We start from the raw sequence: 14,471 nt of genomic DNA, 5'->3' as shown, positions 1-14,471 counted from the left end.
CCGATGCGTCTTGTGAACCGCACCTACGACGAGATCGAGCCCGGCGATTCCGCCGAGCTCCGGCGGCTGCTGACGCCCGACGACCTCTATGTCTTCGCGGCCAGCTCGGGGAACTTCAACCCGATGCATCTGCCCAACGCCGACACCGACGGCGACGGACATCCCGAACAGATCGCGCCGGGACTCTTCGTGGCTTCGCTGATCTCGGCGGTTCTGGGGACGCAGCTGCCCGGACCGGGCGCGCTCTATCGCCGCCAGAGCCTCGAATTCCTCGGCTCCGCCCATCCGGGCGACGAACTGCTCTGCCGCGTCGAGGTGCTGGAGAAGCTGCCCGAAGGTCTGGTCCGTCTGGCGGTCTCCGCGACGAAGGCCGCCGACGGCGCGCCGATCCTCACAGGGGTGGCGGAGCTGCTTGCGCCTCGGGTCAAGTTCGACCGCGACGACGTCGAGGTGCCGGGGCTGATCGTCCAGCGTCACCGCCATTTCGAGGCTCTGGTGGAGCGCGCCCGCGCCCTGCCGACCGCGCCTGTGGCGGTGGTCTGCCCCGACGACGCCAATTCGCTCGGCGGAGCGCTGCTGGCGGCGAAGGAAGGGATCATCCTGCCGATCCTCGTCGGCGAGGCTTCGGCGATCCGCGCGGCGGGCGAGGCTCTGGGGGCGGATCTCTCGGGCTTCGAGATCCTCGACGTCTCCGGCGACGTCGAGGCCGCGACGGCGGCTTGCGGCCTCGTGCACGAGGGCCGGGCGGCGGCGGTGATGAAAGGCCACCTCCACACCGACGACCTGCTGCGGGCGCTGCTCGACAAGGCCACGGGCCTGCGCGCCGGACGCCGCTTCACCCATGTCTTCGTGATGGACGTCCCCGGCCGCCCCGAGCCGGTGATGGTCACCGACGCCGCGATCAACATCGCGCCGGATCTCGCGGCCAAGGTGGACATCTGCCAGAACGCCATAGACCTCGCGCTGTCGCTCGGCATGGAGCCGCGCGTGGGCGTGCTCTCGGCGGTGGAGACGGTGAATCCGGCGATTCAATCCTCGCTCGACGCGGCGCTGCTCTCGAAGATGGCGGATCGCGGCCAGATCAAGGGCGGCCTGGTGGAGGGCCCCCTCGCCATGGACAACGCCGTCGACATGGGCGCCGCCCGCACCAAGGGACTCAAGGGCGGCGTGGCCGGTCAGGCCAACATCCTCGTGGCGCCGAACATCGACGCGGGCAACATGCTGGCGAAGCAGTTCTCCTTCATCAGCCACGCCGAGGGCGCCGGTCTGGTGCTGGGGGCGCGGGCGCCGGTGATCCTCAATTCGCGTTCGGACAGCCCCATGGCGCGGCTGGCCTCCTGCGCGGTGGCGGCTCTGCATCACGCCCGCAAGGGAGGCGCGACATGACGCAGGATCAGGCGCATCAGGCCTTTCTGGTGCTGAATGCGGGCTCCTCCTCTCTGAAGGCGGCGCTCTACGGCCCTGAGGGAGAGGATCCCCTCGTCTCGGGACAGGTCGAGCGCATCGGCCCCGAGGGCGCGCTGAAGCTCAGGACGGCGGCGGGCGAGATCCTGCCCCCGCCCGAGGGCGCCGACCTGACCAGCCATGCGGGCGCCTTCGCGGCGGTCATCGCGAGTCTGCGGGCGGCCTGGCCCGATCTGCGCCTGGCGGCCATCGGGCATCGGGTGGTGCATGGCGGCGCGGCCTACACCGCGCCCGTCCGGCTGGACGCGCAGGTCATGGAGGATCTGGCGAAGCTCTCGCCTTTCGCGCCCCTGCATCAGCCGCATAATCTGGCGGGGGTGCGTCTGGCGATGGAGGCCTTTCCGGAGGCTCCCCAGATCGCCTGTTTCGACACGGCCTTCCATCGCGGACAGCCCTTCGTCAACGACACCTTCGCGATTCCGCACCGCTATTACGAGAAGGGCGTGCGCCGCTACGGCTTCCACGGCCTGAGCTACGACTACGTCACCGGCGAACTGGAGCGCCTCGCGCCGCATCTCATGTCCGGACGCGTGGTGGTGGCGCATCTGGGCAACGGCGCTTCGATGTGCGCGATCTATCGCGGACGCTCGGTGGCCTCCTCCATGGGCTTCTCGGCTCTGGACGGCCTGCCCATGGGCACGCGCTGCGGCCAGGTGGATCCGGGCGTCCTGCTCTACATGCTCGATCAGGAGAAGCTCGACACCGCGCAGATCCGCCAGATCCTCTATAACGAATCCGGGCTTCTGGGCCTTTCGGGCGGGCTCTCCAACGACATGCGGACTCTGGAGGCCGCCGACACCCCCGAGGCGCACCGCGCCATAGACTACTTCGTCTTCCGCATCCAGCGCGAGCTCGGGGCCATGGCGGCGGTGATGGGCGGCGTCGACGCCCTGGTCTTCTGCGGCGGCATCGGCGAGAATTCGCGCATGGTCCGGCGGCGCATCTGCGAGCGGCTCGGCTGGATGGGAATCGAGATCGACCACGGGCTGAACGCCAGAAGCGCCACGATCATCTCTTCGGAGTTCGCGCGGACCACGGTGATGATCGTCCCGACCAAAGAGGAGCTCGTGATCGCCCGGGCCGCCCGCGCGGCGGCCCAAGGCGTCGCGGGCGCCTCCTCCGCAGGAGAGGCTACATCAGCGCCTTGATCTTCCCGACCGCCTCCGCCTCCGAGGCCCTCCAGGGGATGGTCCCCATGAAGCGCCCCTCTCCGGAGAACATCAGCACCGAAGAGCTGTGGTCCATGGCGTAATCGCCCTTCTCGTCGACCTGCCCCTTGCTCGCGAAGACGCGGAAGGCCCGCAAGGCCGCCTCGATCTCCGGGCGCGGGCCGGTCACGCCGAGGGCCCCCGGCAGCCAGCCGACATATTCCGCCAGAACCTCCGGAGTGTCGCGTTCGGGGTCCACGGTGATGAAGAAGGTGCGGATCTCCTTCCCGGCGAGATCCCGCCAGTCTCCAATGTCGGCGAGGGTGGTCGGGCAGACGTCCGGGCAATGGGTGAAGCCGAAGAACACCAGGGAAGGGGCTCCGCGCAGATCGGCTTCGGTGAAGGGGCGGCCCTCATGGGTCGTGAGCCGATAGGCGCCGCGTCCCAGTTCGTCGGCGGCGAGGGGCTGGCCTCTGGGCGCCCCGAACCAGACCCAGGCCACGGCCGCCAGGGCCAGAACCCAGAGGCCGATGGTCAGGGTGCGAAAAAGCGGATTGCGCATGGTTCAGCCTCCCATGATCCGGCGCAGGCTCTCGGCGGCCTTCGCGGAATCCGTCTGATAGCTGAAGATCCGGTTGTAGCGGCCTTCCCTGTCGAAGAGCATGACGTAGGCGCTGTGGTCCATGGTGTAGTCTCCTCCTTCGAGGGGTCGGCGCGAGGCGATGATCTTGAAGGCGTCGAGGGCTTCGGCCAGAGCCTCGGGCGTTCCGGTGACGCCCACCGCGCCCGGCAGCCAGCCGACGTAATCGGCGAGGGCCTCGGGGGTGTCGCGTTCGGGATCCACGGTGATGAAGAAGGTGCGGATCTCCACGCCCGCGATCTCCTGCCAGTCGGCGATGTCGCCGAGGGTGGTCGGGCAGACGTCCGGGCAATGGGTGAAGCCGAAGAACACCAGGGAGGGCGCTCCGCGCAGGGTCTCCTGCGTGAAGGGCTCGCCCGAGGTGGTGGTCAGCCGATAGGCGCCCTGGCCGATCTGGTCGGCGACGGAGGGCGGACGCGGCGCGCCGCCTCCCGCGACGAAGAACCAGGAGACGCCCAGTCCCGCCGCCAGAACCGCCCCCCAGAGCGCGACCCGCAGGGCGCGCAGGCCCGTCTTTCCGGCTTCAGTCATGGCCTTTCCCCTCCTGACCTCCGTGGGCGCCGCTGTCCGGATGGCTGCGGGCGTTCATCGCGAGGATCTCGAAGGAGACGGGGATTTCGCCCGCCTTCTCGAAGACCAGCGTCAGGTCGAGAGTCTCGCCCTTCACGAGCGGCGCGGTCAAGCCGTTGATCATGATGTGATATCCCCCAGGCGTCAGGGAGACGCTGTCTCCGGCGGGAATGGGCAGGCCTTCCGGCAGCGGGCGCATGGACATCACGCCCTCCGCATGGGCCATCTCGTGGATCTCGGCGGAGTCGCCCACCGGCGACTTCACCGCCAGCAGCCGGTCGTCCTGGGCGCCGGGGTTGGCGATGGTCAGATAGGCGCCTCCCACCGGAGCCTTGGGCAGGGTCGCGCGGATGAAGGCGCCCGAGATCTCCAGAGCGGCGGGGGCATGGGCGTGGCCGGCCTCCTGCGCGAAGGCGGGCCCCGCGAGGAGGAGCGTCAGGGAGAGAAGCAGGGATTTCATGACAGGATTCCTTCAGGGGATGACGATCTCGCCCGCGATGCGGACGCGCTTGAAACGGGTGAGGCGGATCTCCAGATCGAGACTCCAGGTTCCGCGATGGGGCAGGATCAGCTTCTCGACCCGCCAGAGGCCGTCTTCGCCGCGTTCGGCGGTCCAGGTCCGGCGGTTGAGTCCATGGCCTTCATGCGCGAGGCCCAGCGTGATCCCCAGGGGTTCGGCGGGGATCATCTCGCCGTCATAGGGGAGGATCTCGACGCCGATCTGGCCGGGGCTTCCCGGCGTGAAGGTCACGTCGGCCATGGCCTCGCCGGTCCCGAAATGCGTCGTGACGGCGGGCGCGGGCGCCGCCGCCAGATCCGCCAGAGCGCGCGGCGGAGGCGTGAACCTCCAGCCCGCCGCCAGAGCCAGCACGAGCAGGACGAGGCCCGTCTCCAGACGGATCGAGCGCCCGAGCCGCGCGGCCGCCCGAGCCTCGCCCGCCAGGGCGGGCCTGGTCAGCGCGAGGCGGTTCCAGGCCGCCAGAGCGAAGACCAGAGCCAGAATCGCCAGCTTCGCCGCCAGGATGAGCCCATAGGGCGACGTCCAGAGCGCCGGATCGGGCCCAAGCTGGATCGCGGCGAGGCCGAAGCCCGTCCCGGCCAGCAGGACCACGGCCCAGGGAATCGCTCCGGAGAAGCGCCCGAGCGCGAGGGCGCCATCCTCCCGCCGCATCCAGAGCGCCAGAGGAATCAGGGCGCCGAGCCAGAAGGTCAGGGCGAGGGCGTGCCCCGCGACGAGAGGTCGGGTCAGGGCCTGAGGCGCGGCGGCTGCGGCGTGTCCGCTGGCGGCGGCGCCGAGGGCCAGAAGGCCCGCCGCGAGCCATCCGGCCGCAGGACGCCGCCTTCCGGCGAGGGCGACGGCTCCGGCGAGGATCCCCAGGGCGACGGTCGGGCCGAAGCTGGTCGACCAGCCCGCCGCCCAGGGCGCGCGGCTCGCCAGAGCGGAGAAGCCCAGGCCGAGGGCGTCGAGCCCATGCAGCCCGAGGAAAGCCGCCGAAGCCGCCATGCCGATCAGGGTCAGCAGACGGATGGGCGCTTCGGCCTCGGGAGGCGTCCCCGCGAAGGCGCGGAACAGCGCCCCCCCGATTCCGAGCGTCAGGCCGATGAGCGTCAGGGCCCGCGCGGCCCAGATCGCGCCGCGCAGGGCGGGGTCGGCTCGCGCGGCCTCCCGCGCGCCCGAGGCCGCGCCGGTGATCTCGCCGATGGAGAAGAGCAGGGCCCCCGCGATGGGATGGCCGTCGTCCGAGACGACGCGCCAGCTCAGGACCTGGGTTCCGTTCCGGTCCGGAGGGAAGGGGATGCGCAGCTCGGCGCCGCCCGAGGCTCCGGAGGTCAGGTCGAGCGCCGCGCCCTCCTGGCCGGTCAGCCGCAGGGAGAGGGGCCGCACCGGCTCGTTGAACTTCAGGATCAGATGCGGGGGCGGAGTCCGCAGCAAGGCTTCATCCGCCGGAGAGGTCGAGAGCAGCATGGCGTGCGCCTGGGCGGCGGCGGGCGCAAGCAGCGACGCAAGAAGGAAGGCCAGCAGGGAAAGCCAGCCGGACAGCCCTCGTCGCAGGGCCGCAAGAGCAGGGGGGAGCATGAAGGCGCCTCCGGTCTGGGGGGAGGGCGGCTTGCGCCGCCCTCCGGGGAGATCGGAACGGACTCAATGCGCCGAGGCGGCCGCCGGAAGCAGCTTCACGCCCGGCGCCGGGGAGCCCTCGCCGCCATCCGTGTCGATCCAGGCCTCTTCGCCGTTGGCGCATTCCTGCACCACCGGGAAATGGAGGGTCGAGCCCGCTTCGAGCTCCGTGGCGAAGGCGCCCCGGAAGACGAATTCGCCATACCAGGCGTCGGGCAGGTTTCCGCCCGACCAGACGATCTCGCGGACGCCCTCGGTCACCTGGCTGTCGCGATGGGTCACGGGGGCGTCATAGGCGCCGGTCACGGTCTCCAGGGTCCAGCCCGCGAGGGGCATGGGCTTCACGTTGACGAAGCCCTGCGGGATCTGCACCCGCAGGGTGTGGGTGGCCTCGGCGCCGCAGCCATGCGGCACGCGCACCACCGCGCGATAAGTGGAGCCCACGGCGGCTTCGCCCTGTTCGAGGGTCACATGGGCCAGGGCGGGCGCGGCGCTCGCGGCCAGAAGGCAGAAGGCGAAGGCGGAGTTCGCGAAATTGCGGATCATCGTCATGTCTCTCTGTGGAGATGGAAGGGGAAGGTCAGGCGGATCGCGCGCGGAGGGGCGGCGCGCGCGCCTGCTTTCTCCCGCGACGCCGGAGGCGCGGCGCGGGCCTCGAGAGAGACGACAGGCTCGGGATCGGAAGCGGGAGAGGAAGGAGCCGCAGGCCCGTGACGTCGGGCGGCGCGGCCAGCGCATGAGCGAAGGCCTGAGCCGGACAGAGAAGCGGCGAGGCGCCGTCCTCCAGCTCCGTTCCGTCGGGCAGACAGAGCGTCCAGTCGGAAAGGCCGCGCGCTCCGGCGAGGCGGAGCTCGCCCCCCAGACGCGAAACCTGATGCAGAGGCGCCAGCAGAACCAGCAGCCAGAACGCCAGCAACGCCAGAGCGCGGCCGACATCCCGACGCAGGGCGCGCGCCTCCGCAGAGCGGCTCATGCGCGCGCTCCGATGGGTTCTCCGGCGGGCGTCGCGCGGGAGCGGGCTTCGGGGCCCGGGGGCCCGGAGGCGGACGGGGGAGAGGCGGGCAGGGGAATCGTCATCATGAATCCTGAGGCGAGGCGTCGTCGGAGCCCGAAGGCCGCGATGCAGGGCGCATGCCGCGCCCCCGAGGGGCGACGGTCTTCAGGCTCCGGAACATCCGACGCCGCGCCATGGCCTCGGCCATGGGGGGAGGGAGCCGCCCCGGATGGAGGAGGCGCGGCGTCTGCGGCGAAGAGGGAGGGAGTCCCCTTCCGCCGGATTCCGGAGGATGTCGGGAGCAGGGGGCCGGAAGGGAGGATCCGGATCATCCCGGGCTTCGCCGGAGGGGCGGCGCGCGGGGAGGGCCAGACGGAGCAGCCTCGGGGCGAAGCCCGGAGCGCGTCGGCGTCGGCGCAGGAGTTCAGGAGAAGGCGGGAGGGGCGCGCGACTGCGCGAACATGTGAGGCGCGGGCCCATCGGGCGGACGCGCCCTGATCTGGTCCCAGACCATGTGGGCGGGCGGCAGAAGCTCGATCTCCGCGATTCCGGTCATGGGCGGGATCAGGCCGAGCTTGCCGATCCCCTGGAGGGGGCAGACGACCGCCGCCTGATCCGGATCCCCGGGGTCGGCGTCGGCCGGATTGCAGAGGGTCCAGACGACCGCCGCCTCATGGCCGCGCGCGGCGAGCTCCCGCATGAGGCTGGAGGTCTGATGCAGCGGCGCGAGGAGCGTCAACGCCCAGACGGCCAGAACGGCGAGCGCCGATCCGACTTCCCTGAACGCCGAGATCCGACCGCGTCTGTTGCGCATCTTTCCCCCTTTCGGGCAGGATAGCCGTCCGGCGAGGCGTTGCAAGGGGTTCCGGGCCGGGGGTTCGGGCGGCTTTCGGGGCGTTTCGCCGCAGATCCTTCCTCGGGCTCCGGCGAAGGCCCGGGCGCGGCGGCCCTCCCGCCAGAGTTCGGGGAGCGGGCCTGCGCAGGGCGCCTCCCCTGCCGGAGACTGCTGCGCAAGGATAGAGGAATTCGAAGGGATCTCAAGGAGATCCTGCGAGACGAACCGGGACTTCTCCGCTATCGTCGCTTTCCCGGAAGCCAGAGCCGGAACCGGATGGACGTCAAGGGGGCTTGCGCCGTAAGCAGAGATTCATACACCCGTTGTAGGGCTGGGATCGGGCGTCTCAATCGGCGAGGACGGACCCCGCGCATCCTGCGGCTTGCGTCGGGGACGGCGGGACAAGACGCGAAATCGCAAGTCGCCTTCTTCTGACCGGCCATGTCCTTGAACTCCAGGCGCGAGGGTGCGTTGAGAAACGCGGATTCGAAACAGAACGACAAGAAGGCGGCAATCATGAACGCACGCGCTCCGGACGCCGGATCCTCACGACATGCGCCCTCCCAGGGAGAGGAGCCCGCTCCGCCGAGCGGGCCCCATCCAGGCGCCGAGGCGCTGATCCGGGGCTTTCCTCAGGCCGTCGCCGCCCGGAGGAAAAAGGGGGACAAACGCCTTGACGTCGTGGCGCGTCTCGACGTCGAGGCCCTTTGCGCCGTCAGGCCGCCGGAGGGCGGGGCCTCCTTCGAGACGGCCGCCCTGGACGGGCTGGATCAGGAGCTGATCCGGCGCATCTTCCAGATCGATCCGGCCGAGCGGCGGAAATGCGCCTCCGTCTTCGCCTCCTGGATCGATCCGGCCTCGATCATGAACGACGATCTCTTTTACGCCGCGCTCGCCCGGCGGATCTCCGCGGGAGATCTGGAGCCCCTGCGCAGATATGAAGCCCTTCAGGCCGACCGGAACCGGCGCCGCAAGCGCTTCTCCATGAGGATCACCCGTCATCTGAATCTGTTCCGGATCGGCGTGGGCGCTCCGGGCGCGGGAGGGCTGAAGCTTCCGGTCTGCGCCGGAGAGGCCTTCGATCCGGCGGTCCTCTACGAGCGGGCGAAAGCGGACATCGAGAAGAACGCGACGCATCGGCTCCTCTGGAAGGTCTTCCCCTCCCTGCTCGAACCCGTCGAGGCGGAGCCGGAGAAGGAGGGGCCCGAACCCGATCCGCAGGAGTCCCTGCCGCAGGAGCCGGAGGCCATGAGGGAAGAAGAGCCGGAAGAGGAAGTGGAGGTTGCGGAGGGCTGGACGGGCCTCGCCGGAAACCTGCGGTCCAGCCTCGAACGGCTGACCTGGCCGGACCCCGTCGCCGCCCGCGAGATCCTCGCTCTGGCGCAGGAGCTCCTCGACGCCTGCGAGGACGACGCCCGGCGAGGGCTCCAGATGCGGCGCGAGGCTCTGGGCGAGCGGCTGGCCGGATCCGGCCTGGCCTTCGTCCCGATTCTGGCCGGGATGGGAGAGGAAGGGATCTCCGGACTCGAGGCGCTCGTCTCGGCCTTCGGGGAGGCTCGGGAGGGCTGCGAGGCCGCCGCCGCCGAAACGGCGCGGATCAAGCATCTGCTCGACCTGGCCAATGATCAGGATGATTTCGACGAGATCGAACGTCTCTCCGCCTTGCGCCGGGGCTCCGCCGGAGAGCTCGCCGCAGCCGAGGGCGCGCGCGACGCTCTGCGCGCGCAGATCCTCGCGGTCTTCGGAGAAACAGAGGCTGACATCGTCTCCGAGGCGGGCCCCGAAACCGGCCTCGACGTCGCGTCGCGCCATGAGGAGGAGCCTCCCGAGGAAGAGCTCCCCGAGAGGGGGGCGCCTGTCGACCTCGCCGCTCCTCCTCCCGATTCCGGACCCGCTTCCGGAGAAATCGAGGCCTCGGGGCCCGAGGCCGGAGAGGCGCCGGAAACCGCGCCTCCGGCTCTTCCCGAGACCATCGCCGAGATCGCCGAGATCATCGCCGAGGCCCCTCCCGAAGCCGCCGCCGAGGCTGCGGAGGAGGAGGCGCCCGAAGTCTTCGAGGCCCTGGCCGAACCTCCGGCCCTCCTCCCGGAGGCGGCGGCTCCTGAGCCTCCCGATGCGACGGCCGAGGAGGCGCCGCAGGAGTCCGACGGCCCGGCTCTCCTCCCGGAGGATCCCCCTGCGGCCCCGCTCTCGACGGAGGAGGCCCTCGCGCTTCGCCTGTCGCGCGGAGAAACCGCGCTCGCCTGGCATCTGGCCCGGCTGATCGGGCGGACAGGAGAGACGCCGCCTGTTCCTCCCTCGGTTCTGGAAGCCCTGGTTCTGGCTCCCACCGTCCAGGACGCCGAATATGCGCCCGACACCCACGAGCGCTCGGTCTCCCTGGAGGAGGCGCTCCAGGAGGCGCCCGCCGCTCCGGCTCCGGAAGCTTCTGCGACGCTTCTGATGGCGGCTCTGCTGCGGCCGGCCTTCTTCACCCCGGATTTCGACGCGCGCCGTCGGCTGGCCGACCTGCCGCATCTGGGAGACGCGGCGCTCTGTCTGAATCTGGCGGGGGCGCTTTCGGGGCTGGAGCATCGTTTCCGGCTCTCCACCGAGGATCTCGCCGAACTGGCGGGGCTCGACCGCGCCCGAAGGCTGCCCGCCGCGAACCGGACCCTGCGCGACTGGCTCGCGGCCGCGCGCCGACGTCATCATGTCCATTCCGCGAGCCGCCAGATCCTCTACGGAGAGCTCGACCCTCTGGGCGATCTGGGCGGCGCGATGGAGGCCGCGCTGGCGGGTCGTCCCGACGCGGAGGCCCTCGTCGAGGCCGCCATGGGCCGCATCGCCACCCGTCAGGACCGCGAGGAGCTCGTCTTCGCCCGCGAACAGAGGCTCGGGCGGCCCGCCCGGGACCGGATCGACGGCCACGCCCTCGCCTGGATCACGGATCATCTCGCGGAGGCGGCCGCCCTGCTCGCGGCCTGGCTGGAGGCCTCCCGATTCGACCAGGGAGCCTCCCGGAGCGACAGGGCGCAGCTTGCGAACGGCGTCCGGCAGGTGCGCAGGGCCGCCGAGGCCGCGCGCGCCGTCCTGCGCGACGCCCCCCCGCACGACGATCCCTTGCAGCGCGCCGCGCGTCGTCGGCTGCTCGCGGCCATCGAGGATCTGCTGACTCTGATCTCGGGCGGCGGCGTCTGGAAGGCCGCGCCGACCCGGGCGGCGCTCTTCGAGGAGCCGCTCCTGCGCCTGCCCGGCGGCTGTCAGGACTGGACCGGCGCCGAGTCCGCCATGGAGCCCGCCATGGAGCCCGCCATGGAGGAGGAGCGGCGCGCCAGAGACGAACGCCTGTGGGAGGCCCTGCATCTGAGGGACGCCCTCGCGCCGGACGACCGCGCCGCCTTCGAAAGGCATCGGCGAAACGCCGCGATCCTTCCGGCGCGCGCCCTGCTCGCCCGGATGCGCACGGCGGATCCGGAGCAGGCGGCCGCCCTCGCCCTGCTGGAGGACCAGCTGAACGGCGAGGATCTCCCCGGAGCCCGCAGGAAGGCGAAGGACAGGGTCCTGCGGCTGCGTCAGGATCTGACGAGCCTCGCCCATCTGGACGTCGGGCTTCTGCGGGCTCAGGAAGGCGCGCTCGCGCGGCTGGAGGCCGTCTTCGCGGCCCTGTCGCGCAGTCCGGAGGAGGGCGAGGTCTCGCTCCCCGCCCTGAACCGCCTGCGCGCGGCGGAGGTTCCGCCCGATTTCCCCGAACTCGACGAGGCGCTCCGGAGCCTCGAAGCCGGTCGGGATCTGCTGCGCGCCCATGTCCGGCGGGTCCAGTCGGAGGCCCTGGAGGCGCTGCGCGCCGATCCCCGGAAGGCCGCCTCCGCGGAGGCGCTTCTGGCCGCCGTCGAGCGGCTCGATCCGACGCATCTGGACGCCGCGATCGCCGATCTGCGCGGCGGCAGGGAGTCCTTCCCGCCCGAGGCCGATCCTCCGGACGGCTTCTCCCGGTTCTTCCCGGAGTTCGTGGAGCAGGTTTCGCGGCGTCCTGCGCCGCTTCCGGTGGTGTCCGACGCCATCCGCGACGGCGCGGCGGTCGGGCCGCTCGACTTCTCCCGGCTCTCTCCCGAAGCGGGGCGCCGGGCTCAGGCCCTGCACAAGGGCTGGCTCGACGCCGCCAAGGCCTTCCGCGTCACCGATCCCCGTCGTCTGGGCGAGGCCCTGAAGGGCTTCCTTCAGGATTTCGGCGCGGATTCGGTGCGGATCGAGTCCGAAAAGGATGAAATCCCCGGCAAGCTGCGCGTCTTCCGCCTGACCTGCGCGCCCTGGCGCAGCGAGGGATGTTTCGTCCCTCCCATCTATGGGAGCCTGGCTCAGGGCCGTTACGCTCTGGCGGCGGTCTCCGGAGAGGCCGCCTTCGAGGAGGTCGAGAGGCGCCTGTCGCGGCTCGGCCGCAGCCGGCCGACGCTCGCGTTGGTCTTCGGGCCTCTGGACGTCCATCGGCGGCGCCGTCTGGCCCGGCTGCTGCGGCGCGAGGGCTCCTGGACGCTCCTGCTCGACGAGACGATGCTGAATCACATCCTCATGGAGGGCGCCGCGCCGCTCGATTCCTTCCTGACCGCCGCCGCGCCCTTCAGCGGGCTCCGGCCCTACGAGACCGGTCCGGGGCGTATCTCGCCGGAGGTCTTCGTCGGCCGCGAGGAGGAGATGCGCCGCGTCGCCGCCTGCGAGGGCGGGGGCTGGCTGGTCCATGGCGGGCGCAGGATGGGCAAGTCGGCGCTGCTCGACCGGATCGGGGGCGAGCATCACCGGCCCGACGAGGGAAAGATCGCCTTCGCGCTGGAGATCGCCCAGATCGGCCGGGCGGGAAGCCCCGCCTCGGACATCTGGACCATCCTGGCGAACCGTCTGCGTCAGGAGCGCGCCTTCGCGCGCGTCGAGGGCGATCCGGACGAGATTCTCGGCGCCGTTTCGGCCTGGCTCGCCGAAGCCCCGGAGCGCCGCCTCCTCGCCATGTTCGACGAGGCGGACAGCTTCCTGAAGGCGGACCAGGCGGACGGCCATCCGAACCTGACGCGGCTGAGGCGGGCGGCGCAGGACGGCGCATGGCGCTTCAAGACCGTCTTCGCCGGTCCCGGCGATCTGCGGCGCCTGGCCCGGACGGCGGAGGCTCCGCTTCCGGCTCCGGAGGAGGCCGTCTTCGTGGGCCCCATGAACCGCAGGCCCGAAGATCGCGCCGCGCTGCGCCGACTGGCCGTCGCGCCCATGCGCGCGGCGGGCTTCGAATATGAGAGCCCGGAGCTGGTCGACGCCCTCCTGGCCCGCGCCAATCACGTTCCCGCGCTGGTTCAGGTCTTCTGCCGAGAGGCGATCGAGGGGGCGGGAAGCCGTCCGGAAGATCTGTCGGGCGAAGGTCCGCGCTGGCGGCTCGGCCGGAGCGCCCTCTTCGAGGGCGAGGCGGCGGAGCGCATCGAGCAGGAGATCCGGTCCGGCTTCCAGATGACGCTGAATCTGGATCCGCGCCATGACCTGATCGCCAGATCCCTCGCCCGACGCCGCCTCGAATCTCCGGAGACGGACCGCGCCGTCATGGAGAACGGGCTGACCCTCGGCGAGATCGGCGAGATGATCGCCGAATGGCGGCCCGCCTCCTGGCCCGCGCCCTCGGAGGAGGAGCTGGGCGAGCTGCTCGCGGAGATGGCGGGGCTCGGGGTGCTGACCGATCACGGCTCGGGACGCTTCAGCCTGCTGAACGCCCGCATCGCGCAGATGCTGGGCGGCCTCGACCAGCTGGACGACGACATCCTCGCCCTCAGCCAGCGGGAGGAGCCGCCGGAGCATGACGCGGCCCTGCTCCACCGCAGCCTCGCGCCGGAGGCGCCCGGCGAACGCGCGCCCCTCTCCGACCGAAGGCTGGAGGAGCTTCTCGACCACGGGAAGCCGGGATTGCGGATCGTCGAGGGCTTCGCCGCCGTGGCGGGGGAGGGCCTCGGCCGACGCCTCTGCGCGGCGGCGGCGCAATGGAGGACCTATCTGAAGATCCGCCGCTTCGAGAAGCAGCAGGACGACCGCCCTCCGGGCAAGGACGTCCTGGCCTGGATCAACGGCCTCGGACGGACGCAGCAGGGCCTGCTGGTGCTCGACCGCCCCTGGGATCAGAAGCTCGCCGCCGCCCTGAGCCGCCGCGAGGAGGTCGAGGAAGGTCGGCTCCTGCCGATCTGGGTCCGGCCGGATCCGGCGGAGGCCGTCCAGGAGCCCGCGACGGTCTTCCGGGCGGGCGTCTGGAGCGAAGCCATGTTGCGGCTCTGGTTGCTTGAGGAAGGGTTGTTCGTCTACGATGAACCCGAACTGCGTCGCGCGCTCGTCTCGGCCACGGGGCTGGCGCCCCGACGGATCTTCGGGATCAGGCCCGTTCTGGCGCGGAGTCTCGCTCTGGGCGCGGCGCGGCGCCGGAGCGCCGTCGAGGCCTGGACGGCGGATCATCCCCTCACGGCGGAGGAGGCGGGAGTCGGAGCGGAATTCGCTGCGGCGCTGGATCTGCTCCTCCTCGCGGACGAGGGGAGCCCCGCCGACCGCGCCGAGATCGACGCCGGAAACACAGGCGCCTCCGGGGCGTTCGAGCGGCTGGAGCTGGCCTTCTCCGACGGGAAGGGGGGTCTGTCGCCGACTCCTCTGGGCCGCCTGATCGGAAGGAGCTTGTCATGACGCCCTAGACTCTGCCAGCGAGCGAGATTCTGTTC

General features: G+C 71.2%; 10 protein-coding genes. 3 read left to right on the top strand and 7 right to left on the bottom strand.

All coding sequences use genetic code 11. The annotated features are described in order from the left end of the window. Window positions 1-3: 3 nt before the first annotated feature. Both PHN62_RS02160 and PHN62_RS02155 read left to right on the top strand, forming a co-directional pair. Complete coding sequence (locus PHN62_RS02160) at window positions 4-1,386, top strand: bifunctional enoyl-CoA hydratase/phosphate acetyltransferase (protein WP_300145633.1); 1,383 nt, start codon at window positions 4-6, stop codon at window positions 1,384-1,386. Next, window positions 1,383-2,612 (top strand): acetate/propionate family kinase, encoded by a 1,230-nt coding sequence (locus PHN62_RS02155; protein WP_300145631.1) that lies wholly within the window; start codon window positions 1,383-1,385, stop codon window positions 2,610-2,612. Before PHN62_RS02160 ends, PHN62_RS02155 begins: the two co-directional genes overlap by 4 nt. On the opposite strand, the gene PHN62_RS02150 is transcribed toward PHN62_RS02155, so the two are convergent. The 7 genes from PHN62_RS02150 to PHN62_RS02120 all read right to left on the bottom strand — a co-directional run bounded on the left by PHN62_RS02150 (window position 2,596) and on the right by PHN62_RS02120 (window position 7,746). Then, window positions 2,596-3,174, bottom strand: coding sequence for an SCO family protein (locus PHN62_RS02150; RefSeq protein ID WP_300145629.1), 579 nt, complete (start codon window positions 3,172-3,174; stop codon window positions 2,596-2,598). The genes PHN62_RS02155 and PHN62_RS02150 overlap by 17 nt on opposite strands. A gap of 3 nt (window positions 3,175-3,177) precedes the next feature. After that, the gene (locus PHN62_RS02145) at window positions 3,178-3,783 is read right to left on the bottom strand and encodes an SCO family protein (protein WP_300145626.1); all 606 of its coding nucleotides are present in this window, start codon (window positions 3,781-3,783) and stop codon (window positions 3,178-3,180) included. Then, window positions 3,776-4,282, bottom strand: a complete 507-nt coding sequence (locus PHN62_RS02140) for a copper chaperone PCu(A)C (RefSeq protein ID WP_300145623.1) — start codon at window positions 4,280-4,282, stop codon at window positions 3,776-3,778. Before PHN62_RS02140 ends, PHN62_RS02145 begins: the two co-directional genes overlap by 8 nt. A gap of 12 nt (window positions 4,283-4,294) precedes the next feature. Then, entirely contained in the window at window positions 4,295-5,899 is a 1,605-nt protein-coding gene (locus PHN62_RS02135; RefSeq protein WP_300145621.1) for a CopD family protein, read from the bottom strand. A gap of 63 nt (window positions 5,900-5,962) precedes the next feature. Further along, window positions 5,963-6,484, bottom strand: coding sequence for a YcnI family protein (locus PHN62_RS02130; protein WP_300145619.1), 522 nt, complete (start codon window positions 6,482-6,484; stop codon window positions 5,963-5,965). A 34-nt stretch (window positions 6,485-6,518) separates the two neighbouring features. Next, a complete protein-coding gene (locus tag PHN62_RS02125; RefSeq protein WP_300145616.1) occupies window positions 6,519-6,911 on the bottom strand; it encodes a hypothetical protein in 393 nt (130 codons plus the stop codon). 445 nt (window positions 6,912-7,356) lie between these two features. Further along, window positions 7,357-7,746, bottom strand: a complete 390-nt coding sequence (locus tag PHN62_RS02120; RefSeq protein WP_300145614.1) for a hypothetical protein — start codon at window positions 7,744-7,746, stop codon at window positions 7,357-7,359. A 702-nt stretch (window positions 7,747-8,448) separates the two neighbouring features. Between PHN62_RS02120 and PHN62_RS02115 the strand changes: the two genes are divergently transcribed. Next, a complete protein-coding gene (locus PHN62_RS02115; RefSeq protein WP_300145611.1) occupies window positions 8,449-14,436 on the top strand; it encodes a hypothetical protein in 5,988 nt (1,995 codons plus the stop codon). Window positions 14,437-14,471: the final 35 nt, after the last annotated feature.

Source organism: Neomegalonema sp. (assembly GCF_028688855.1).
Classification (GTDB): Bacteria; Pseudomonadota; Alphaproteobacteria; order Rhodobacterales; family Rhodobacteraceae; genus Neomegalonema.
The sequence above is the reverse complement of the archived record's forward strand: the minus strand, read 5'-3'. Positions and strand labels throughout refer to the sequence as shown.